The organism is Pseudomonas sp. LABIM340 (genome assembly GCF_040017195.2).
Lineage (GTDB): Bacteria > Pseudomonadota > Gammaproteobacteria > Pseudomonadales > Pseudomonadaceae > Pseudomonas.
On sequence record NZ_CM200227.1, the window covers coordinates 2,146,319 to 2,167,821 of the forward strand.

Here is a 21,503-nt window from a genome sequence, read left to right on the forward strand (position 1 = left end):
TTTTTTTTGCCCGGAGTTTTTCATGGCAAACCCGATCCAGCGCCTGATTCAGTTCGTGCTGCGTGGCAAGGACGACCTGTCCGACCCCGCCAAGAAAGCCACCGAAGCCATGGAGGCGCTGCGCGCCAAGACTGGCGAGCTGAATCAGGCATTGGACTCGGCGAAAGATGCGCGCGGCATGGTCGTCGCGCTGAACAACACCGAGCGCGCGATCGCCCAGACCAAGACCTCGATCGAGCGAGCGGAGAGCACCGTCCAGGCGCTGCGCGAGGCGCTCGATAAGAACCCGGACAGCAAGGGCTTCGAGACCTCTCTGAAGGCGGCTGAGCGCGATGCGGCGAATCTGCGCCGGACGCTGGACACGCTGAACACCAAGCACGCCGACCAGCAGCGTGCCGCCAGGGAGGCAGGCGTCGACACCAGCAAGCTGGCCGACGAAGAGAAGCGCCTGGCGGCCGAGGTCGCCAAGGCCAAAGACGGCATCAGCCAGAACGCCAAGGCCCTGCGCGAACTTGAGCGCGACCAGGCCCGTGCGGCGCGCGAGGCGGCCAACCACGTCTCCCGCGTGACCGCGCTGCGCCAGGCGATGGCCTCGGGCGTCAGACAGGCTGCCGGCTATGCCGCGGCCTTCTTCGGCATCCAGGCGGCATTCGGCCTGGTGGGCAGGGGCATTGACGCGGTGCGCACCGGCATCGTCGAGATGCTCAGCACCGGGGACATGTTCGAGAACCTGCAGAACCGCCTGACCTCGCTCATGGGGTCGGTCGAGGGCGGCGAGCAGGCAACAGCGTGGATCAAGCGTTTCGCCAAGGACACGCCGCTCCAGCTGTCCGACGTCACCGATGCCTTCGCCTTGCTGAAGGCCTACGGCGTCGACCCGATGAACGGATCGCTGAAGGCCATCGAGGACCAGTCCGAGAAACTCGGCGGCGGCCTGGAACGCCTGGAAGGTATCTCCACCGCCCTCGGCCAGGCATGGGCGAAGGAGAAGCTGCAGACCGAAGAGATTCTGCAGCTGATCGAACGCGGCGTGCCGGTATGGGACATGCTGGGCAAGGTAACCGGCAAGACCACCAGCCAGCTGCAGGACCTGGCCACCAAGGGCAAGCTGGGCCGGGACGTGATCCAGGCCCTGATGGATGAGATGGGCCGCAGTTCCGAGGGCGCCGCGGCCAAGGCCATGGGCACCCTGACCGGGCTGGTCAGCAACCTGGCCGACACCGCGACCGACTTCCTCGGGCGCATCGCCAACAGCGGCGCGCTGGACTACGCGAAGAACAAGCTGAAGGAACTGGGCCAGACCATCGCTCAGATGGACGCCGACGGCCGCCTGGACAAGCTGGCCCGCGGCCTGTCCGATGCCTTTGTCCAGGGCGCCGAGTGGATCGGCAACTTCGTCAAGCGCATGGCCGAGGTGGACTTCGGCACCCTGGTCGACAAGACCTCGGCCTGGTTGAGCGACTTCAGTACCTCGCTCGACGACATGGCCACCAAGGTCAAGCTGTTTGTGGCGCCGTTCCGCACGCTGTTCAACGGCCTGACCACCGGCCTGAGCGGCATCGCCCTGGCGTTCACCAGCAACATGGGGCTGATGGTCTCTGCCATCGAAGCGATCGCCGCGAAGATTCCCGAGGCGCTGGGCGGCGAGGAGATCCGGCGCTCGGTCGCGGGCGTCAGCGAAATGCTCGCCGGCATGAGCGAGGGCTTCAAGAACCAGATCCAACAGGACGCCAAGGACATCGCCGCCGCCTGGAAGACCAGCGCGGACGAGGGTGAGGGCGCAGTCCAGCAGCAGGCCCAGGCCGTCACCGAGCACTTCGGCGACATCAAGGCCAGTGCGCAGGATGCGTCCGGGGCGTCCGTGCAGGCGGTCACCAGCCTGCAGAACGCCCTGGACCAGATCAGCTCGGCCACTTCGGTGGTGCAGTTGACCAAGCTGCAGGAGGAAATGCGCAAGGCGTACTCCGAAGGGACCTTGCTGCAGGACGAGTACGCCAATGGCGCCGGGGTCCTCAACGCGAAACTGAAGGAGCTGAAGACCGCCGCCGGCTCGGCCGCCCTCGGAGTGTCGGACCTCAGTACGGGCCTGGAAAACCTGAAGCAGATTCAGGACGCCATCAGCAACGCCCGTACCACGGCGGACATCCAGAGCATCCGCACCGCGCTGAACAAGCTGTACAACGATGGCACGATTAAGGCGCAGGACTTCAACCGGGAGCAGCAGCGCCTGGGCGACAAGCTGAAGGAGCTGAAGGCCGCTGGCGATACCGGCGCGCAGGGTATGGACCAGTTGGCCGAGTCTACCGGCAAGGCCACCAAGACCCTGGAAGAACAGCGCCAGGCCATCGGTGAATCGATGGAGGCCACGCGCAAGGCGGTCGGCAGCACTGAAGAGGACATGACTGGCTTCGCCAACTTCTTCGGCGGCGTCATCAGCAGTGCACGCACCCCGCTGGCGCAGCTCAGCGCGGAAACGCTCGCGCTGTTCGATCAGCTCAAGGGGATCTCTTCTGCGAGCCCGGAGATTGACACCAGTTCGCTGGAAAGCACGACCGAGGCGCTGGCGCGGATGCGGCAGGAACTGGCAGCAGTCGATGCAGCATCGACTATGCCGGGAGTTTCAGGTCTCGGGCGCTGGGCTCTGTCGATGAAGGCAGACAGCGACCGACTGCAGGTCTCGTACCTGGAGCAAAAGCAGAGTCTGCTTAGCCTGCTCGATGGCTACGAGGGCGGCACGATCACCGTTCGAGACTTCTTGGAGCAGGCCAAAGCCGCGCGCAACGGAATGAATCAATTGGGCAATTCGGACCTGCGCCAGTTGGAGAGCGCCATTGAATCGGCGAAGCAGCGGATGCAGCAACTGTCCGAGGGCTCGCGGGACACCTTGGCGAGCCTGCAGGAGGAGCTGGCGGGGCTGCGCGGCGAGCAGGACGCGGTGGACCGCAGCAAGTTCGCCAGCCGCCAGCGCGATCTGCAGCGGCAGCTTGCCGATGCCCAGGCGGGCGGCGATCTGAACGCGGTGCAGAACCTGATGACGGCGCTGGGCACGCTGCAGCAGATCGAAGCCGAGACCAACAGCCAGCGGCAACTGGCCGAGCAGAAGGCGCGGGTAGAGGCGCAGAGCGCCGCGCCGCCAGCCGCAGCGCCCGAGGCTCAGCCAGCTGTTGTCGCACCTTCCCCGCCAATGAAGACGATCCGCATCGAGGTACAGGGGCGGAGCGTGGACGTTGGCGTAACCGATGACGGAAGCCAGCTGCTCGACGTGCTCGGCCTGGCTGCAATGAGGACAAGCTGATGATGCTCGACAGCATCGAACTGGATGACCAGTTCGAATGGGCGGACGAGTTCGACTGGGACGCGCTGGCGCAGGACCAGGAGCGCTCGCTGACCGGGGCGCTGCTGGTGCAGGAGGGCGTCAAGCTGCACGGGCGCCCGATCACCCTCAAGGCCAACGGCGGCGTCTGGACACCTCTGTCGGTGGTGCGGCTGCTGGAGGCGCTGCGCGATCAACGGCTGAAGGTGATGGACCTGGTGCTGCCCGATGGGCGCGAGTTCTCGGTGATCTTCAACCGCAGCAACGGCGCGCCGCTGAAGGCCACGCAGACCTTCCGCGAAGTGAACCCCTCGCCGGACGCTACCTACGACGTCGAGATTAGCCTGATCACGGTGGCCCCGGTGGCCGCCCCTTGATGGAGAAAACCATGCAACTGATCCCGTATTGGGTTGGGGGTAGCGTTGTGGCGGCGCGCTCCGAGGAGGGCGCCATTGCGGTGATGGAACTGCACGAGTCCGCCGGCCACTACACCCTCGACGACGTGATGGCGATGCCTGAGAGCCAGCTAGACCTGCAGGTGACCCTCGACGCCCCGGAGACCTTCCGCGAGGCCTTGGCCCGTTGCCAAGCCGAGTCGCCCAGCTGCCGGCCCGACTCGCGCCTGGCTCAGGCGCAGGCCGGCATGGGGCGACCGCAGCTGATCTACTGGGATTTCCCCAGCGCGTAACCCGACACCCTCTCTCTACAGACCCCGCCCCGGCGGGGTTTTTTGTTTCTGGCTGGAGTGCCCATGGCTATCAGCAACGACAACATCAAGCTGCTCAAATCCCAGCGCCTGACCGACGAGGCCGACGGCGGCGGCCGCGCCACCGGTACCGCCGTGGCGGACAGCGAGACCAACAACCTTTTCCCGGACATCTCGCGCCTGGACCGCACCATCGGCCGCATCAACCTGCGCAAGGCCTTTGCCGGTGTGGTGTCGACCAATGACGACCCGTACCTCGGTGCCCACTGCATCCTGACCAAGGCGCCGGCCGATCCGCGTGTGTCGGTGGTGCTATTCAACACCGGGAGCCAGACCGACGAGCGAGCCAACGCCCGCGATGCCATCGAGTCGTTCGTGGTGCCGGCGGTGGCTGCCTCCTTCGAACTGCTGGGCAACCAGCTGCAGGGGCAGCGCGCCATCGCCTGCGTGCAGCGCGAGGAGCAGCGCCTGCCGGAGATCGGTGAGGTGTATCAGCTGGTCAACGGTACGACCTCGCAGTACGTGCGGTTTACGGCAGTGGAGGCCTCGCTGGAGTCCTTCACCTATGACTACGGCAACGGCAACTTCGTGACCTTCACCCGTCGCCGCCTGGACCTGTCGATCAGCTCACCGCTGCTGACCACCTTCCCTGGTGGCACGCCGACCCCGGCGGGCACGACGTCCACCAACGCCGCGAACATTTCCAAGGCTCAGGTGCTCTCGACCCAGGTCGCGGACGCTGCCCATTACTACGGCATCAGCCCCCTGGCGGCTGCCGTCACGGCCGGTGCGCTCAACGTCACGGTGAAGTCGGTCTATGCCCAGTTGGTGCCCAGCAGCACCCGCGAAAATGCGCTGATCGACAAGCTGGCCGGCTATCAAAAGCGCCTGATGCTGACCACCGGCCCCTCGCGCGCTGTGGCGCTGACCTTTGTCCTGGTCACCGGCGGGCAGTCGCGCAGCTTCATCGGCACCGGCGTGGCGCCGGGGACACTGACCCTGGTCGTCAACGGCGGCACCTTCTCCGACGACAGCACCGGCAAGCTGCGCTTTGTGTCCGGCAGCAACTGGATCACCAGCAGCGCCGTCGACTATGAGACGGGCGAGATCAACCTGGTGCGCGCCACGGCCGGCTATACGGGCTCGGCCAGTGCCACGGTGCAGCCGGCGGCGGCCGCCACTGGCGAGATGGTCACCGGGGAAATTCCCATCGACCTGTCGAATCGTGGCTACGTCTACACCCTGAGCCTGTCCGACGCGCCGCCGCTGCCGGGCACCCTTGAGGTCAGCTACATGGCCCTCGGCAAGTGGCAGACCCTGCGCGATCCGGGCAACGGCGAGCTGACCGGACAGGGCAGTGGCACGATCACCTTCGCCACCGGCTCGGTCGCGCTGACCCTGAACGCGCTGCCCGACGTCGGCAGTTCGGTGATCTGGGCTTACGTCGGCCAGAACACCTCGGCTTTCACCCAGCGCACCGGCGTCTCGGCGCAGGCCAAGGCCAAGGTCAGCCGCACGCTGCCGCACCAGGGCATCCTGCCGGGCAGCTACAGCGCCACCTTCAAGGTCGGCGGCGTGACCAAGACCATCACCGATGCCGGCAACGGCACGCTCAGCGGAACCGGCGGTTCGGGGGTGATCAACTATGCCGCCGGCACGGTGTCGATGGAGCTGACCGCCACGCCGGATGCGGGGACCGCGATCACCCATGCCTACCAGCAAGGTTCGGTCACCGACACGCCGCTGGCGGTCACGTCGGATTCGTCGGGGATGGCGACCTTCACCATCCCTGGCGCGCCGCTGAAGCCCGGTAGCGTCCAGGTGAGCTGGCTCACCCGGCGCCGTCAGGCGGTACCGGCCATCGACAAGAGCGTGACGGAGAGCGGCAGCACGCTACCGGTGTACGAGTCCGAGATTCAGGTCAGCAACGCCGTGACCGACAACGGCTCGGGCTCCTGGGGCGGCGGCCTGACCGGGAGCATCAACTATTCCACCGGAGCTGCGTCTTTGCAGGTCGCCAGGCAGTACGTGTACATCCAGTACACCTACGCGACCGAGAAGAACGGCTTCAAGCCGGACACCCTGGAGCTGGTCAAGACCAACACCAACCTGCTGGAGTCTTTCGGCGGCACGCTGACCATTCGGGCGCAGGGCAACGGCCAGAGCTACGGCGCGCAGACCGACGTGCAGTCGGTGGTGCCGGTGACGCTGGATCTGTTGCCAGGTGTGGCGGAGGCGATCCTGCCGGGCTCGCTGCTGTTCACCTGGGGCGGGGAGACCTACGTCGACCGCTCGGGGATTCTGTACAAGGGCATCAGCTCGGCCACTAACGCCGGCACGGCGGTCGGCTCGGTGGACTACGCCGGCCGCACCGCCACGCTCAGCACCTACAGCGCGGGTGCCGGTTCCGCCGTGACTGTGCTGGCCTGCCTGACCACCAACGCCGGCTTCAGCGTCAACGCGATGACCTTCCGCACGCCGGGGGCGCCGCTGCGCGCAGGGAGCCTGCAGGTCACGGCGGTGCGCGTGGACACCGCCGCGGTCGTCATGGCCACCGCTGATGCCAATGGCGTGTTCAACAGCCCGGTGATCAAGGGCACGGTGGACATCGACACCGGCATCGTGCGCCTGCGCTTTACCAGCAACCTGAGCGACCAGACCGGGGCGAGCGACATCCCGGTGATTCCGCTGCTGCTGCGCTACAACGGGGTGATCTTCTCGACCCTGCCGCTGGATGCCAGCCTGATCGGCCTGGACCCGGTGCGCTTGCCGTCGGATGGCCGGGTGCCGCAGTACCGCGAGGCCGACGTGCTGGTGATCCGCCACGTCGCCGAGACGGTGGTGGCTTCGCCTGTTGCCGGTGGCACCGTGCAGTTGGCCCGGCAGCAGCAGGCGGCCATCGAGGTGGTGGACGTTAACGGCCAGGCTCTGGCTGCGACCAGCTACACCGTCGACCGCGAGTTGGGCCGGGTTACCTGGGGCAACCCGCTGGTACTGAAGAACGCCGCAGGCGACCCGCTGACGCCACCGCTGGTGATCCAGGATCGTGTCGAGCACATGACCCTGTGCACCGAGGTGCAGATCAGCGGCGACCTTGAGCTGGCCTCGCCAGTGCCGTGGGATCTGCCGGCGAACGAGACCACGGTGTCCAGTGCGGTGAGCTGGGGCGACCTGCAGTCGCGCTATCACCACTGGTTCACGCAGAAGGCCTGGAACACCGGTGCACCGAACTGGACGGACGCCCCCATCGGGGACACCACCACGGCGAATTACAACACGCTGAGCTATCCGCCCATCGTCACCAATCAGGGGACCATCGATGGCAAGTGGGCGCTGGTGTTCACCTCGGCTACGCAGTTCCAGGTGGTCGAGGAGAAGCTGGGGGTCATCACCACCGGCACCACCGCCAGCGACTGCGCGCCGCTCAACCCGCAGACCAATACGCCGTACTTCACCATTCGCAAAGAGGGGTGGGGCACCGGCTGGGCGGCGGCCAACGCGGTGCGCTTCAACACCGACTCGGCGCTCGGTCCGCTGTGGATCGCGCGCACGGTGCTGAGCGGCCAGGGCACGGTCGAGGACGATGAATTCCGCCTGCAGATTCGAGGAGATGCTGACTAATGGCAACGCTCTATTCGAGCATCGACACGGGCGCGCCGACCATTGCCGTGGGCACCGGAGAGGCGTTCTACTTCGGCGCGCTGAAAACCATCCTCAAGGGTTGCCTGGTCGGCGGCTACGGCAGTAAGCCAGCCGCCGGCTGGGCATTGGTCGCGGAGGACACAAACTACCTGGTGCTTCGTAACGGGCCTGGCTCCGGCTATATCTGCTTCACCTACACGACCAATGGATTTGTCAGGATCACGCTCGCCGCCACTTTTGATGGTGTAACCAGCAACATCATCACGGGGCAAGGAGTGAAGTCGGGGGTAGCGGCAAACAATGCTGTCCCTCAGATGATCTACATCGGCAGTCTTGCCGCCAATAGCCGCTTCTGCTGGGCGTTGGCGGCGGATAGCAAGAGCGCCGTGCTGACGACATTCTGGTACGCCAACAACGCCGGGGCCCAATTCGAGAACATGACCGGGCAATCGCAGTTCGGTGGTTCGATAGCGTTTGGCGAGGATAGCGGCGGCAACTTCCTGGCCATTGGGGGGCTGAACACGGCAACCACCCCCAGCTCGGCCATCAACTACTTCAATGCCACCGGGATGACGGTTCTACGTGACCCTGCGACGGGCCTGCTCGTAGACACCGGCTCCATTGCGCCGGTCACGCCGTTGGGGATCACGACCGCGCCGGTTGGGACCATCGTCTATCCCCTGGAGCGGGTAGACCTGGTGCGCTACCCATGGATGACGCCGACGAAGGATGCGGGGACGTTGCGGGGTGTGACGGTGCAGCCGAACTCTATCGGTTACATGAACTACGCGCTTCGCTCTGTAGGTAAGGGCTCGGCGGTGGGTGACTTGACGCTGAGCAATGCTGCTAATCCGTTCGAGCTGGTGTCGGGCATGCCGGTGTCGCCTCTCAAGACGTATTACACGAACGGGGGGCTGTTTCTCACCATTGATCCGAGGTTCTGGTAATGGCCCTGACTGTCACGCATATCCCGCTCGTCCTCGGGCAGGTGGTGCCCCCGCGCGTAGCTTTCCGCTTTCGTGTCCTGCGTGAGGGCGAGGTATCGGCGGGCGAGAAGCGGGTGCTGTTCTTCCGTAGCTTCGCTCAGGTCGGCCAGGTGTCTATCGCTTTCGAGACGGTAGGGGGCGAGTTCACGCGGTACGAGTCCATCCAGCAGCAGACCCTGAACGACCAGGGAGAGTGGCTGGTGATTGGCTACGACGACACCGCGCCCCGCAAGATCCGCGCGGCTTACCTGACCATTGGTGCCGCTGGCACGTACACCTTCAACATCACCTCCGGGGATGGCGGTGCCTCCGGCGATCGGGCTGCATTGTCAGCGCGGGTGCGAGTGGAAGGTGCGGCGGTTGCGCGCGAGGTGCTGGTGGTGGAGAAGCCCAGCTCCGGCCAGTGGCGTGTCGCCGGCTACGGCCCGGTAAACGACGGGGACGGGACAATCGACGTGCGGGTGACGGATGGGGACTGCTACGCCATCGGCCTGGATGAGTGGGGCGTCGACTTCGCGCCGAGCCTCCCGGTCACCGAGGGCCAGGTGGTTCGGCCTTCAGTCTTCCTGGGCTGGGTATACCGGATCACGCAGACCGGAGTCCTGCCGGCCGTCGAGCCAGAGTGGTGGGACGACAGCCTGGAAGGCCCGCAGCAACTTGGCACTGCCCGAGCCGTGGTGCGGCGCTACTACCAGCCCATCGCGCATGGGCCGTTGCGTATCGAGGGGGAATAGATGCTCACACACGACTCGACGGCGAGCTGGAATGAGGCCCGCCGGAGGCTTGATGCTGCGCGTCGTTCGGAGTGGGGCGAGGTCGCGGCGAAGGAACAGGCCGGCGGCTCGCGCTGGGGATTGGCAGCTGACTGCGAGGAAGAGGGGCGGAGCAGTTGGGACACTGTGCCTGCCCAGGATCAGCAGCGGCTGACGGCCTGGGGCCAGGCAGGAGGCGAGGATGCCGCCGCGCGTAGTGCTTGGGACACCGTGGCGCAGAAGGATCTGGCGCGGCGCCTTGGCTGGGACCGCTCCATCAAGGCGCAGGACGTGCGCCTGCGGCTGATCTACAACCCCAGGCCAGCGCAACGGGACACGGCCAGCGGGCAGACCTGGTTCCGCAGCGATGAGTTCGGTCCGCGTTTCGATGCGGCGGCCGAGCGCGCAGCCAGCCTCTACATCCCCAAGGCGGGGCTGGTGGAGTTCTCCTTCTCAGGGGCGCGCTACGTGCCCAGCACCACGGCTTCGGTGTTCTTTGACTTTCGCTACACCCCGCGCGCCCGCGCCATCCAGCCAGTGGATGGCGGGGCGGTGGTGCGCTTCACCCCGGCGAGCATCCTCGATGCCATGCGCACCCTGCCGTGGGGCTGGGGCACGCCCACCGACCCAAAGCCGACAGGCATCGTTTACCCGGACTATCCGGGGCCAGTGGTCGTGGTCGACCCGCCCCAGGAACCCGACATTCTGGAGACCTACATGATCGCCAACACGGTCACCCTGGTGGACGTGGCCACCGGCACGCCGCTCGATGCCATCAGCATCGACATCGGCCTGGACATCGATAGCTTCGCGTGGACCTTCAGCGCCGAACTGTTCGGGCGCACCTCGCTGAACCTGGTGAAGCAGGACGCCGCCGGGCCGAAGACGGTAGAGCTGACGATCAACGGTTGGGTGTGGCGTTTCCTGGTGGAGCGCTACAGCGGCACCGGCAAGCTCGGCAGTGAGCGCTATTCGATCAGCGGCAGTAGTCGCACGCAGCTGCTGGCTGAGCCATACGCGCCCGCGCGCAGCGGCATGAACACTGTGGGCATCAACGCCCGCAACATCGTGGACGATCAGCTGGAGTTCACCGGCTTTACCGCGAACTGGGACACGGTGGCCATGGGGCCGCCGGACTGGACGTTGCCGGCCGGCGCCTTCAGCTATTCCGACATGACTCCGATGGGGGTTATCCATCGGCTCGCCGAGGTCGCCGGCGGCATCGTTCGGCCTTCCCTGGCCGGCGACTCCTTCACCATCTTGCCGCGCTACCGAGAGGCGACCTGGTACTGGCACAGCGCGGTGCCCGATTGCATCGTGCCAGCAGAGATCGTCGCGGAGTGGGGCAGCGAGTGGAGCCCGCAGACCGCCTGGAATTTCGTCTATGTGAGCGGCATCAACTACGGCGTGTCCGCACAGGTGCGCCGCGCTGGCACGTCCGGCGATGAGCCGGCGCCGGATGTGATGGAGGAGTGGATGACCGGCACCGATCCGGCACGCACGCGCGGCATCTGCGAACTCAGCAAGGGCGGCAATCAGGCCATCGAGACCCGCCGCATCCCGCTATTCGAACTTGGAGGCAGCGCCCCAGGCCTGGTGCAGCCCGGCATGCTGGTGGAGTTCCGCGATGCTGACGAGACTTGGCGCGGCCTCTGCCTGGGCGTAAGCATCCGGGCCGAAGGCGTCGGCGCTTCCAAGGTCTGGCAGACGCTGAAGATCGAACGCCATTACGAGGAGGGCGGCACCTGATGGCAACCGTGAACCCGTGGAAGAAATTCATCGGCCTGTTGCCTGGCGGTTCCAAGACGGTGGGGGAGGTGGTGAGCGTCAACACCTCGGCCGGCACCTGCGTGGTGGAGCTGCGCAACGGCAGCCAGGTGGTCGCCCGCGGCACCAGCGTGGCGGTCGGACAGAATGCCTTCATCAGCGACGGCCAGGTGATGGGGCAGGCGCCGAGCCTGCCGCAGTACGACTTCGAGGTATAGGGATTGCCAGGTGGATGCAGGCTGGCTTAGATTCTGGTTGCGCGCCCCATAAGGGGCGTTCCAGACGATGGGGGTTGCCCCTCGTTCTGCGGCCAGTTCTCTTTTGACTGGTCACCGTTCGGTTCGTGTCTATGCGGCTGACGGACTTCCTTTAATTAGGAGGCCGTCGCCGGCCTCAAGGACACGAACGTGAACATCCAGACCATCCGCACCAAAGCCTTCCAACGCCAGTCCGGCCGCTGCACTTACTGCAATTGCCCGATGTGGCAATCCTCGCCCGATCAGTACGCCGTAGAACACCAAGTCAGACTGAGCCAGACGCACGAATTTCAGTGTACGGCTGAGCATTTGCTCCCCCGGTGCGAAGGTGGCACCGATGCGGCCAGCAACATCGCCGCGGCCTGCTGGTTCTGCAACTCTCGCCGGCACCAAGCAAAGCGTCCGCTTTCGCCGGAAGCCTACCGCGCCAAGGTTCAGCGCCGTATGAAGAAAGGAGGCTGGCACTCTGCTCGGCCAACTTGAATAACTGAGACATCAACCAAGCCCGCCCTTCGGCGGGCTTTTTCATGCCCGGAGAAAAGCATGAGCGATCGTGAAGTGGATGTGCTGGCGCGGACCCTGTGGGGCGAGGCGCGCGGCGAGGGGTTCGCCGGCATGGTTGCCGTCGGGTTCACCATCAAGAACCGCGCGGCCCGTCCGGGCTGGTGGGGCAAGGACATCGTCAGCGTATGCCAGCACCCCTGGCAGTACAGCTGCTGGAACGTGAAGGACCCGAACTATCCGTACCTGAGCGGTGCACGGCCGATCCCCTCGGCCGAGTACGTGAAGGCGCGCGAGGCGGCGCTGGTCGTCATCGCAGGCCGACAGGCCGACCCGACAGGCGGCGCCACGCACTACTACTCGACCAGCCTCAAGACGCCGCCGGCCTGGTCGGTGAAAGCCAAGCAGACGGTGCAGATCGGGCGGCACCTCTTCTTCCGCGATGTGCCGTAGGAGGTGCCCATGCTGACGTTTTCATGGAAGGTCGGCGCGCTGGCGCTGGCGGCTGCCTTGCTGGTGGGTGTCGGTGCTGCCGGCGGGGTATGGCTCAGTTCTGAGCAATACGCCCCGCAGCTCCAGGACACGGGCGCCAAGCTGGCGACCTGCACCGCGGCACGCGACAACGTGCTGGCGCTGGTCACCGAGCAGGGCGCCAAGCTGGGCGAGCTGGCGAACCAGGCCGAACAACGACAGGCCAAGGCGGCTCAGGCCGTCGCCGATGCGCAGCAGCAGGCTGGCCAGCACTACGCCGCCGCCCAGCGGCTGCAGCAGGAGCGCGCCGAGGGCGACCCTGCTGCGGTGGCCGAGGCGCTGATCGACAAGGAGTTGGGGTTATGAAGTGGCTTCTGGTGTTGGTGGTCGCGCTGGCGGGATGCGCCGGCCAGATCGAGCGTGAGCCGCGCACGGTGCGCGTGGAGGTGCCGGTGGCAGTTCCGTGTCGAGCGCCGGCTGTGGAGGTGCCGACCTGGGCGACGGCATCGCTACAGAAGGGCGACAGCCTGCAGACCAAGGTGCGGGCTTTGCTGGCGGAGCTGGAGCAACAGAAGGGGTACGAGGCGCAGTTGCTCGCCGCATTGCAGGGCTGTCAGTAAGCCATAAATAGCGAAAGGCCCCAAGGGGGGGCAGGGGCACCCGACAGGCCTCGCTGAGCAGGTTGCCCGCAAGCCAGAACTGATCGCCAACACCATGTACGCCGAGCGCACCGGTAATGCCCCGATTGGATCTAGCGATGGCTGGCGGTACAGGTGGCAGGGGGCTGCAGTAGATCACCGGCCGAGCAAACTACCGCGCCGCCGGCCAAGACACCGGCCGACCGCTGGAAGACGAACTGGAGTTGTTGGAGCTGCTTGAGTGGGTGACGCACAGCCTCATCGAGCTGGCTGATGCCAACCACTTGGGGGACGGATGTCGAGGCCGGACGCCGGCCGGTGCTGCTGAGCGCCGCACACTGTGGGCGAGAACCAATGCGGCGCTGGCATGACCGCCATCTTTTGGGGGCGCCATCCCCCACCGCTGCTGGCGTTCGGCGACGGGGCTTAGGCGTGTTTGCGCTATTACGGTTTGCTGCGGTTCATGTGAGAGCAAGTTGAGCAGCGGTTATGCAGTGCAAATATCTTCACGGATAGGTGAATAGGAGGCTGGTGCAAGGGTATGCGGTTTGGTGCACAATGGCGCCACATCCACCATCGGTTTCCAGCAAATGGCTCGCTCCCCCATTACTCCTGATCGTAAGACCGTCAGGACCTCAGTCATGCTGCCTGAGGATGTTCACCTGCAGGTGCAAGCCCTGGCTGATGCGAATCAGGTTTCGTCCGCATGGGTCATTCGCATGGCAGTACAGCGTTTTCTGGACGAGCACCAGGGACAGCTGGAATTGCCTCTTCGCCTGTCTAAGCGACAAGGATCTGATTTATGAGTAACGATGTCATTCTTCGTAAACTGGCGCGCCTGCAATCTGCCGCAAAGCCCCGTGTCCTGGATCTATTCTCCGGCTGTGGTGGCATCTCGCTCGGTTTCGAGTCCGCAGGTTTCGAGATGCGGGGCTCCGTTGAGTTTGATCCCGATGCAGCTAGATCGCATGGTATTAACTTCCATGGTGGCGCTGAGGCCCATAGTCAGCCGATAGACATTACAAAAACGACGCCTGCCGATCTGTGCCGACAGCTTAATCTGGGTGATGTAGCTGATGCCTTCGATATTGTGGTGGGAGGGCCTCCCTGCCAAGCATTTGCGCGGGTGGGTAGATCCAAGCTGCGTGAAATCGAAGAGCACCCCGAAGCGTTCATCCATGATCCGCGCGCGCAGCTCTACAAGAAGTATTTGGAGTACGTAGACGCATTCCAGCCGCTGGCCGTGCTCATGGAGAACGTTCCCGATATTCTGAATCACGGTGGGCAGAATATCGCTGAAGAAACGTGCGAGGTCCTGGAAGCCAAAGGCTATATCTGTGGTTATACCTTGCTCAACGCAGCGTTCTATGGCGTCCCGCAGATGCGGGAACGGATGTTCCTGATTGCGTACCGACATGAGCTGGGAGCGAAAGTTTCGTTTCCTTCGCCCAGCCACTGGTTGATATTGCCACCCGGTTATGAGGGCTCTCGCTCTGTTGCACTTAAGTCGCTGCGAGGGTTGGCCGATCAGGCTCACTCCTACATAGAGCCCCCAGCTGCAACCTCAGATCTTCCACCTGCAGTAACGGCCGAGGACGCGCTAGATGATCTTCCAGCAATCAATGCTCGGGAGCTACTTGCTGCTGGGAAGATCGCCCGAGGCGCTCGCCGTTTTGATACCCCTGTCAGTTACAGTCGCAGGACGCCTTCTGCCTACGCAGAGCTGATGCGTACTTGGCCAGGTCATGAAGCTCCTAAAGAGGGGCCGACAGACCATGTCATCCGCTACTTGCCTCGTGACTATGAACTGTTCGCCCGCATGAACCCAGGTGATCAGTATCCAGAGGCATATGCGCATGCAATCGACATGTTCGAGGAGCGGCTAGCTGTCGAGCGTGCCCGCGGTGCGGAGCTTGCTGAGGGTTCTGCAGAATACAAGGCTCTAAGGGACTCGATCGTGCCCCCATACGACGCGAGCAAGTTCCCGAATAAGTGGCGCAAGATGTGGCGCGATCAGCCAGCACGCACGCTCATGGCCCATCTAGGCAAAGATGGCTATAGCCACATCCATTACGACAGCAAGCAGGCTAGAACCATTTCGGTGCGCGAGGCTGCACGCCTGCAGTCTTTCCCGGATGGGTTTCATTTCAGCGGCACCATGAACCCTGCTTTCAAGCAAATCGGAAATGCGGTTCCGCCTCTTATGGCAAAAGCACTTGCTACCCAAATGATGCAAACCATCAAACAGGCAGTCATACAGAAGGATATGGTAGATGAGCCTTGTCGAGCGGCAGAAGCAGTTTCTTAAAGCCGCACAGAAACACTTCGGTACGTCAGATGCGGTCCGCCCGAGAGCACTGTTCGGCGTTTCGAATAGCGCCAAGATTATTGAGGGTGGTATTCAGCTTGGCGTAGTAAACCTTGAGAACGTCAAAGACGACGTCGAGGCTATGATATTTGGCTGTGTCCTCCGGTTTCCCCCGGAGGACGAGGTTTACTTTTCCGTTCTGGTTCGCAAGGACATAGGCAATTTCCTGACGCGCTTAGCCGAGATGAAACTCCTTGGACAAGCTGGAAATCCTGGTGGCCTCACAAAGAACAGTGACCGGAATAATGTGGTAGCGCTCTATCTTGCTTCTGACGGGCGTTTGTGGATGCGCAATGCCCAATTCTGGGACAGCCTGAAGATTGATTTAACACCTTTCGGGCCTTCTACAGAGCCAGACGAAATTGTTGTCGCACTGTATCCTCCAGCGGCATCGGCGCGCCGCAGCCTCCTTGCCCGTGAGTTCGTTGGTTGGTTAAGCAGTTTGGTTGGATGGAAGCAAATCCACGAACTTCCTGTCTGGATGGATGCGGAAACGCTCAGTCCCGATATGCATCGCATGCCGCGGGACATTCCGATTGCGGATATCGAGAATAACGTTAGTGGGTTGGGTGGCCACTATCCGAATGGTGAGGTCCGGCGGTTTCATGCCGCTCTGAACTTCCTAGATCACAAGCGCTTTGTGATTCTTTCGGGGCTCTCTGGTACTGGTAAGACGCAGCTGGCATTGAAGTATGCGCGTGCAGTCCATGGTCTGACTTCGAGTACAGTCCCCAATCCGCTGCTATTCGAGTGTCCGGTTCGCCCGGAATGGACGGATCCTACTGGGTTAACGGGCTACTATGACGTTCTGACGAATCGTTACGTCGTGCCGACTTTTTTAAAGGCCGTGATGGTCGCGAGAGCGTTTAGTAGCTCTCCGGTATTTGTGATCCTCGATGAAATGAACCTTGCGCGGGTTGAGTACTACCTATCTGATGTATTGTCTGCTATCGAGACAGGTGGAACACTGAAGCTGCATTCCAACGAAGTACCGCTGGAGGGTACAAGTGGTGCCTCTGTTGAGGATGAAATTCCTATACCGTCCAACCTTTTCATCATCGGCACAATAAATGTCGACGAGACAACTAATCCTGTTAGCGACAAAGTACTCGATCGCGCATCGGTAATCGACATGTCTGAAGTGGACGCGCCGGGCTTCCTGGCATCGCTGGCCATCCGTGATGCGAATCTAAAAAACGCGATAGCCGTATCAGAGTCAAAATTGATCGAGATCCACGGGATCCTGGGGAGGCACGGTTTAGGTTTCGGTTATCGGGTTATGGAGGAGTTCGTGCGATACCATGCGTTTGATGCCACGCACCTGCAAAGCCCGAGTGATAGCGTTACGGACGAGCTGTTGGTGCAAAAGATCTTTGTCAAGCTACGCGGTGCAGAGCTTCAGCGCCCGATGCTCGATGCTTTGGCGAAGGCCTGTGAAAATCTTCCGCGCTCACAGAAATACGTCCAAAAACTACTGGCTGATCTGGACGAGTATGGCTCCTTCCAGGCGATGCACTGAGACATGACTGCGCTTTATATCCAGAGCGAAGGGGGAGGGGCTTCATGGCAGGTTTGGCCTTCCCAGGATGTAATCCCTGAAGGTGCAATCAGGGAGGCCTCTTCATACCTGTTTGAATTACGTGACAGTGACGATGCGCTTGCTGCGGACCTACTGATCGACGATATACCTGTCGAGGCTTTACGTTCGCGTCAGACTCGTGTTGCGCGATGGCGTTGGACACCCGGTTTTCATGCCGGCTCTGTGGAAGTAGTGCTACGTCTACCCGGTATCGGAGTTCGCCGGTTCGAGATTACAACTGATCCGGATCTTCGCAAGCTTACCCGCAGCGACTTCGACTCTATGGTGCGCGAGGTATTGGAGGACTGCTTTGCTCTATTCTCCCTTAGCGCATTCCGTAAGGGCATTGCCCGCCAGCCCGGCAATAAGCCTCCACCGTTGGCTCGGCTTGAGTTTCTGCGCTCACGAGCTGAGGAAATTGTGCAGGTCATTGCGGCAATCAAGCGTTCGCCGCGGCACGCTTTAAGTGCTGAGCAGGTGACAGTACCTGCTCACCGCGCCATACGCGCTACTGGGCCGGAAATTATTAAGTCGTTTCGAGCTGGACTAATCCGCTCCGAGACCGTTAAACCATCTCGGTTACCTGAGGTGCTTGGTGGCCGCCTGCCTGCTCAAATTACGATCCGAAAACGTCGAAACAGTGTAGACATTCCGGAGCACCGCCAGATCAAGGCCTGTCTTCGGGCATGGGCTGCGTGGCTTTCCCGTGTGGCCGACATGTTGGCTAAGGCAGGTCGCACCGATGACCTTGAGGTGCTCACTACCGCCAGCAGGTGGGCTGTCCGGGCGCGGCATATTGCTCGGCGGCTCAATGATGCTGCTGGTTCGGGCTTTATGACAGACGTTACCGACGGTCCAGCAAAATTGCAGATGTCTTCGCTGTTTCGTAATGATGCTGTTTATCGTCGCTTTTACCGGCTGTGGCAAGACATGAATCTGGGGCTCGCCGCTATTTCCGGCGATTTTCTGCAAATGCCACTGGCCAGAACCTTTGAATTGTACGAGCTGTGGTGCTTCCTGCGTCTTCTTCGTGCGACTGTTCAAGAATACGGTTCAACAGGCCTTGACCTGCGTAGTCTGTTCGTGACTGACGCGGCCGGTGGTGTGACGATTTCCGCGGCTGCCGTCATCGTCCCAATTGGCCCTGACAAAGTATTGTGCTTCCAGCGCGAGTATCGAGAGTACTGGGTGGAGTCAAAAGGAGAGGGTGACTTCGGTACCTTCGGTACCTTCGGTAGCTTCAGTCGGGCCATGAAGCCCGATGTGGTTTTGGCAGGAACCGGTTTCGGTGACCCCAGTCGACAGCTGATCATCCTGGATGCCAAGTACCGTATTAATAATGGTCTGAGTGATGGCCTGAGCTCGATTCACATGTATCGAGATGCGTTGGTGAAAGAGGCTGAAAATGGTGAGATTGAGGGGGTAGTGACGGCTGCATACTTGCTGACGCCGCACGCGCCTGTTTTGGGTTCTGACTTCAAAACTGAAGATCTACCTGGGCGGCTTTTCCATCCTCAGTATCGGGATAAGTTCCGTTTTGGAGCTATTACCCTACGCCCTGGTATGAGTGACAACGAGTTGCGAAGTAGCCTGAGAGCGATCGTCGCAGATGCTGTTGGGGCACACTAGTGGTTGATGTGCTTACTCCCGCGCAACGCCAGCTCAATATGAGTCGGATCCGGGGTCGTGACACTAAGCCAGAAATGATCGTCCGGCGCGGGTTGCATGCCCGGGGCTTTCGCTATCGACTGCAGGATCGCAAATTACCTGGCCGCCCGGATCTTGTCTTTCCGCGCTATCATGCTGTGATTTTCGTCCATGGCTGTTTTTGGCACGGTCACGACTGTCCGATGTTTAAACTCCCTGCAACCCGACAGGATTTCTGGGCTGCAAAAATCGCGTCTAATCGTGCTCGGGATGAGCGAGCTACCGCAGCTCTGCTCCAGCGGGGATGGCGGGTCGCCAATGTTTGGGAATGCAGTGTTAGAGGCGCAAATAGACTGATCGGTGATGACGTCATCACAAAGTGCCAAGCCTTCCTGCTTTCACAGGATCTCACGCTGATAGACATCTCAGGGATGGCAAGCTCGCAACGATAGTCCGGCGAAGTCCCTGTGTACCTCCCGGACTAGCTGCCGAAACGTTCTGGAGGTAGGGCGCTTTAATCCTGGCAAACCAAGTGTGCGCATGCACTTCAGTGGGGTAGCCAATCAGGGGCAATTCGGGCTTTAGGAAGTACGCGCCTCCGGCGTGCCTTTGGTTGCCGGGTGCGCAAAACCCCCACTGCAGTCCGCGTAGCTACGTTTGCAAAACACCTAAATCTGGTTGCTTTGGTTGGCCTGAATCGGGGTGTTTTTTTATAGGATTCAGCAGCTTGGCTTGGTTCTGCCCCATGCATGGGGTGCAAGGGGTAGAGTGTTAGAATCACTCCGTCCCGACCAAATTGATGTAAACAAAACCGCCTTCTGGGCGGTTTTGTCGTTTCTGCTCTATGCATTTTCAAGTAGTACGCTCGGCCCGGCATATGATCGGTGCCCATATCGACTCTCACAGTGACACCTGTTCGATCTGGGCGTCGAATCCCGGCATCACCGGCCCGGACCATTCGGTGCTGATAATATCGATTCTGGCCAGATCAACTTGGCGTTGCGGCTGTTCCTGTACTGATGCGCTGATATCCGCTGGCATCGAGGCGATAAACGCATTGAGTTGAGCTTGAAGGGCAAGTAGTTGGCCCTGAAGATGGTGAGTGGAAGGCTGGCACATGGACGACTCCTTCGCTGGCGATGGTTCGGACGATAGGCGCGCTGACGCCAAGGAAAAACTAGGACATGAATCTCACCGTACTAGGCGCCCGTCGGAAGGTAATGGCGGTCGTCGTGAATGAATGTCCGGGCGGCAAGGACGAAGCAGCTGCGCGACCTGGTATCCACGAAAAGCGTCTCGAGAACCAAATCTATGAAACGGTCGGGTGCAAGCCGCTGAGCGACTCGGAGTTGTTGGTGCTGGAACAGCAGACTGGCACGCACCACTTGCCCGACTACATTTGCTCGCTGTACGACGGCGTGTTCGTGCCGTAGCCGCAGGCTGGAGAGTTGGATAACGTCGACTTACACCAGCGGACGGTGACCGCAGCCGCGCGAAGAGGTGAGGTTGATCTGATGATCGCCGCCGCCCTGGCTGACGGAGAGATAGACGATAAGGAGACCGCGCGAATTCGAGCGCTCCATGCAAAGTACGTAGCAGCCCGTCATGAGGATCTCCAGGCAGCGATCATGCTGTATGGCGTGGAAGGTTGAGGTGTTGAGGGGGGGCTCTATAGTGCCTGCTGAGGCGTGAGGGCGGGTCCCTGCTCTTTATTCGGGGTGAATTTTAAGAAAAAGGCCGGGTCAGCAATGAGCCGGCCTTTTGCATTTCTCTTCCTGCAAAAAAATCCTAGATCGATCGCCAGCTCGGCGCGTCCCGGAGGGCCCATTCATCCTGCGTTGCCAGGAAAGTCGGTAGATCCCGTCGCGCAATCCAGATTTCGCCTTGCCACTTGATGACGCCGATGCGTTGGTTGGCCCAGGTCATGAAAGCACGGTGGGGAGTGGTGTCGGGAGTGTGCTGGGTGTCGTGGAGTGTGGGGAGGACTTCGTCGCTGAGCCATTTGGCGATGTGGCGGTGTTCGGGGTGCCAGAATCGGTAGAGGGCTTTGTAGGCGCCGGATTCGTTGATGACCTCTACTTCCTCGCGGAAGCCGCTGAGGTATTCCAGGGCAACGGCGCGTTTTTGTTCCGGGTCCATGCGTTTGGGCAGATGGTAGGGGCGGCCGGTGCCGATCAAGCGGCCGAAGTCGAGGCCGACGAACCAAGGCTGGCGGTCGATCAGGACGGCGCGTAGCTGGTGGGTGTGGCGTTGGAAAATGACAGGTCTGTAGGCGTCTTGCATGGTGGAGCTCCATCTACGAGGTTGAGGAGCCGCCACGCGTCGTCGCTATTCGAAGGGTGGCGGACCGCGCAGGGTTAGCGAACCGGGAGATGGAACCGGCAGACCCGAGGGCCTCCCCGCGCGATCCGCCATAGAGCCAGTAGTGAATACTACAGGCGTGAAAGGGCCTACAGGAAACCTTCGCTGTTTCCCGCATGCGCTTTCAGCGCGGTCGCGCCATCTCTCAAGTCGCTAAACCTGGTCACGGGATTGACCGTGACGGGCGAAGGATGGGGGAGGGTTTGCCGAGGCGGCAACCTGCAAAGCGCGTAGGAATCCGGGAAGCGCACCTCTGGGATGTGAGCTTCAGCGGTGCCTCCTTTATATAGGCGGCAGGACGCAGCTGGCTGGAAGCCGTTGATGCGTCGGTGCGGAGAGGGGCAGACACGTGCTGCTTCTATATAGAGGGGGGGAGGGGAGAAGCCCTTTTGTCATCTTTCTGCAAAAAGTCGTTGACGGCCGATTTAAACTCCCTATAATGCGCACCACTCCCAGCGACGAAGCGCTGAAAGAGCTTGAAAATCAAGTACTTACAGAGGTTCGGAGTTAGGAGT

20 protein-coding genes are annotated in these 21,503 nt (G+C 62.0%); 17 read left to right on the forward strand and 3 right to left on the reverse strand.

All coding sequences use genetic code 11. The features are described from left to right. Positions 1-22: 22 nt before the first annotated feature. From ABKS89_RS10200 to ABKS89_RS10275, 16 genes are all read left to right on the forward strand, one after another. The gene (locus ABKS89_RS10200; protein WP_348590238.1) at positions 23-3,295 is read left to right on the forward strand and encodes a tape measure protein; all 3,273 of its coding nucleotides are present in this window, start codon (positions 23-25) and stop codon (positions 3,293-3,295) included. Continuing rightward, a complete protein-coding gene (locus ABKS89_RS10205) occupies positions 3,295-3,690 on the forward strand; it encodes a hypothetical protein (protein WP_348590240.1) in 396 nt (131 codons plus the stop codon). Before ABKS89_RS10200 ends, ABKS89_RS10205 begins: the two co-directional genes overlap by 1 nt. Positions 3,691-3,701: 11 nt before the next feature. Beyond that, the gene (locus tag ABKS89_RS10210) at positions 3,702-4,001 is read left to right on the forward strand and encodes a hypothetical protein (protein ID WP_348590242.1); all 300 of its coding nucleotides are present in this window, start codon (positions 3,702-3,704) and stop codon (positions 3,999-4,001) included. A 63-nt stretch (positions 4,002-4,064) separates the two neighbouring features. Further along, a complete protein-coding gene (locus tag ABKS89_RS10215; protein ID WP_348590243.1) occupies positions 4,065-7,640 on the forward strand; it encodes a hypothetical protein in 3,576 nt (1,191 codons plus the stop codon). Beyond that, the gene (locus ABKS89_RS10220) at positions 7,640-8,608 is read left to right on the forward strand and encodes a hypothetical protein (RefSeq protein ID WP_348590244.1); all 969 of its coding nucleotides are present in this window, start codon (positions 7,640-7,642) and stop codon (positions 8,606-8,608) included. The genes ABKS89_RS10215 and ABKS89_RS10220 overlap by 1 nt, the downstream gene beginning before the upstream one ends. Then, entirely contained in the window at positions 8,608-9,381 is a 774-nt protein-coding gene (locus tag ABKS89_RS10225; protein ID WP_348590245.1) for a hypothetical protein, read from the forward strand. The genes ABKS89_RS10220 and ABKS89_RS10225 overlap by 1 nt, the downstream gene beginning before the upstream one ends. Continuing rightward, positions 9,382-11,148, forward strand: coding sequence for a hypothetical protein (locus ABKS89_RS10230; protein ID WP_348590246.1), 1,767 nt, complete (start codon positions 9,382-9,384; stop codon positions 11,146-11,148). Beyond that, positions 11,148-11,384 (forward strand): hypothetical protein, encoded by a 237-nt coding sequence (locus ABKS89_RS10235; protein ID WP_348590248.1) that lies wholly within the window; start codon positions 11,148-11,150, stop codon positions 11,382-11,384. Before ABKS89_RS10230 ends, ABKS89_RS10235 begins: the two co-directional genes overlap by 1 nt. 189 nt (positions 11,385-11,573) lie before the next feature. Then, positions 11,574-11,906 (forward strand): HNH endonuclease, encoded by a 333-nt coding sequence (locus tag ABKS89_RS10240; RefSeq protein ID WP_348590250.1) that lies wholly within the window; start codon positions 11,574-11,576, stop codon positions 11,904-11,906. Positions 11,907-11,966: 60 nt separating this feature from the next. After that, positions 11,967-12,377 carry a cell wall hydrolase gene (locus tag ABKS89_RS10245; RefSeq protein ID WP_348590253.1) on the forward strand — a complete coding sequence of 137 codons (411 nt, stop codon included), beginning with the start codon at positions 11,967-11,969 and terminating at the stop codon, positions 12,375-12,377. A 9-nt stretch (positions 12,378-12,386) separates the two neighbouring features. Further along, the gene (locus ABKS89_RS10250; protein ID WP_348590254.1) at positions 12,387-12,761 is read left to right on the forward strand and encodes a hypothetical protein; all 375 of its coding nucleotides are present in this window, start codon (positions 12,387-12,389) and stop codon (positions 12,759-12,761) included. Beyond that, positions 12,758-13,015: a hypothetical protein gene (locus tag ABKS89_RS10255; RefSeq protein WP_348590255.1), complete on the forward strand. Its 258-nt coding sequence runs from the start codon at positions 12,758-12,760 to the stop codon at positions 13,013-13,015. The genes ABKS89_RS10250 and ABKS89_RS10255 overlap by 4 nt, the downstream gene beginning before the upstream one ends. A gap of 820 nt (positions 13,016-13,835) precedes the next feature. Further along, positions 13,836-15,341, forward strand: a complete 1,506-nt coding sequence (locus tag ABKS89_RS10260; RefSeq protein WP_348590258.1) for a DNA cytosine methyltransferase — start codon at positions 13,836-13,838, stop codon at positions 15,339-15,341. Beyond that, complete coding sequence (locus ABKS89_RS10265) at positions 15,307-16,920, forward strand: McrB family protein (protein ID WP_348590259.1); 1,614 nt, start codon at positions 15,307-15,309, stop codon at positions 16,918-16,920. The genes ABKS89_RS10260 and ABKS89_RS10265 overlap by 35 nt, the downstream gene beginning before the upstream one ends. 3 nt (positions 16,921-16,923) lie before the next feature. Next, on the forward strand, positions 16,924-18,609 hold the full coding sequence (locus tag ABKS89_RS10270) for a DUF2357 domain-containing protein (RefSeq protein ID WP_348590260.1): 1,686 nt from the start codon (positions 16,924-16,926) through the stop codon (positions 18,607-18,609). A 38-nt stretch (positions 18,610-18,647) separates the two neighbouring features. Continuing rightward, complete coding sequence (locus ABKS89_RS10275; protein ID WP_518301041.1) at positions 18,648-19,079, forward strand: DNA mismatch endonuclease Vsr; 432 nt, start codon at positions 18,648-18,650, stop codon at positions 19,077-19,079. Between the two features lie 448 nt (positions 19,080-19,527). Here the strand turns inward: ABKS89_RS10275 and ABKS89_RS10280 are convergent, their stop codons facing one another. Then, entirely contained in the window at positions 19,528-19,746 is a 219-nt protein-coding gene (locus ABKS89_RS10280; RefSeq protein WP_348590262.1) for a hypothetical protein, read from the reverse strand. A gap of 65 nt (positions 19,747-19,811) precedes the next feature. Here ABKS89_RS10280 and ABKS89_RS10285 point away from each other — a divergent pair, with 65 nt between their 5' ends. Further along, positions 19,812-20,060, forward strand: a complete 249-nt coding sequence (locus tag ABKS89_RS10285) for a phage regulatory CII family protein (RefSeq protein ID WP_348590263.1) — start codon at positions 19,812-19,814, stop codon at positions 20,058-20,060. 30 nt (positions 20,061-20,090) lie between these two features. On the opposite strand, the gene ABKS89_RS10290 is transcribed toward ABKS89_RS10285, so the two are convergent. Continuing rightward, entirely contained in the window at positions 20,091-20,234 is a 144-nt protein-coding gene (locus tag ABKS89_RS10290; protein ID WP_242015306.1) for a hypothetical protein, read from the reverse strand. A 181-nt stretch (positions 20,235-20,415) separates the two neighbouring features. After that, a complete protein-coding gene (locus tag ABKS89_RS10295; RefSeq protein ID WP_348590265.1) occupies positions 20,416-20,910 on the reverse strand; it encodes a BRO-N domain-containing protein in 495 nt (164 codons plus the stop codon). Positions 20,911-21,503 lie beyond the last annotated feature (593 nt).

Coding starts and splice junctions, on each gene's coding strand:
- ABKS89_RS10255 (WP_348590255.1), top strand. CDS start 12,758: ATGAAGTGGCTTCTGGTGTTGGTGGTCGCGCTGGCGGGATGCGCCGGC.
- ABKS89_RS10235 (WP_348590248.1), top strand. CDS start 11,148: ATGGCAACCGTGAACCCGTGGAAGAAATTCATCGGCCTGTTGCCTGGC.
- ABKS89_RS10210 (WP_348590242.1), top strand. CDS start 3,702: ATGCAACTGATCCCGTATTGGGTTGGGGGTAGCGTTGTGGCGGCGCGC.
- ABKS89_RS10220 (WP_348590244.1), top strand. CDS start 7,640: ATGGCAACGCTCTATTCGAGCATCGACACGGGCGCGCCGACCATTGCC.
- ABKS89_RS10230 (WP_348590246.1), top strand. CDS start 9,382: ATGCTCACACACGACTCGACGGCGAGCTGGAATGAGGCCCGCCGGAGG.
- ABKS89_RS10260 (WP_348590258.1), top strand. CDS start 13,836: ATGAGTAACGATGTCATTCTTCGTAAACTGGCGCGCCTGCAATCTGCC.
- ABKS89_RS10245 (WP_348590253.1), top strand. CDS start 11,967: ATGAGCGATCGTGAAGTGGATGTGCTGGCGCGGACCCTGTGGGGCGAG.
- ABKS89_RS10295 (WP_348590265.1), bottom strand. CDS start 20,910: ATGCAAGACGCCTACAGACCTGTCATTTTCCAACGCCACACCCACCAG.
- ABKS89_RS10290 (WP_242015306.1), bottom strand. CDS start 20,234: ATGACGGGCTGCTACGTACTTTGCATGGAGCGCTCGAATTCGCGCGGT.
- ABKS89_RS10285 (WP_348590263.1), top strand. CDS start 19,812: ATGAATCTCACCGTACTAGGCGCCCGTCGGAAGGTAATGGCGGTCGTC.
- ABKS89_RS10275 (WP_518301041.1), top strand. CDS start 18,648: ATGAGTCGGATCCGGGGTCGTGACACTAAGCCAGAAATGATCGTCCGG.
- ABKS89_RS10205 (WP_348590240.1), top strand. CDS start 3,295: ATGATGCTCGACAGCATCGAACTGGATGACCAGTTCGAATGGGCGGAC.
- ABKS89_RS10270 (WP_348590260.1), top strand. CDS start 16,924: ATGACTGCGCTTTATATCCAGAGCGAAGGGGGAGGGGCTTCATGGCAG.
- ABKS89_RS10280 (WP_348590262.1), bottom strand. CDS start 19,746: ATGTGCCAGCCTTCCACTCACCATCTTCAGGGCCAACTACTTGCCCTT.
- ABKS89_RS10225 (WP_348590245.1), top strand. CDS start 8,608: ATGGCCCTGACTGTCACGCATATCCCGCTCGTCCTCGGGCAGGTGGTG.
- ABKS89_RS10215 (WP_348590243.1), top strand. CDS start 4,065: ATGGCTATCAGCAACGACAACATCAAGCTGCTCAAATCCCAGCGCCTG.
- ABKS89_RS10200 (WP_348590238.1), top strand. CDS start 23: ATGGCAAACCCGATCCAGCGCCTGATTCAGTTCGTGCTGCGTGGCAAG.
- ABKS89_RS10265 (WP_348590259.1), top strand. CDS start 15,307: ATGAGCCTTGTCGAGCGGCAGAAGCAGTTTCTTAAAGCCGCACAGAAA.
- ABKS89_RS10250 (WP_348590254.1), top strand. CDS start 12,387: ATGCTGACGTTTTCATGGAAGGTCGGCGCGCTGGCGCTGGCGGCTGCC.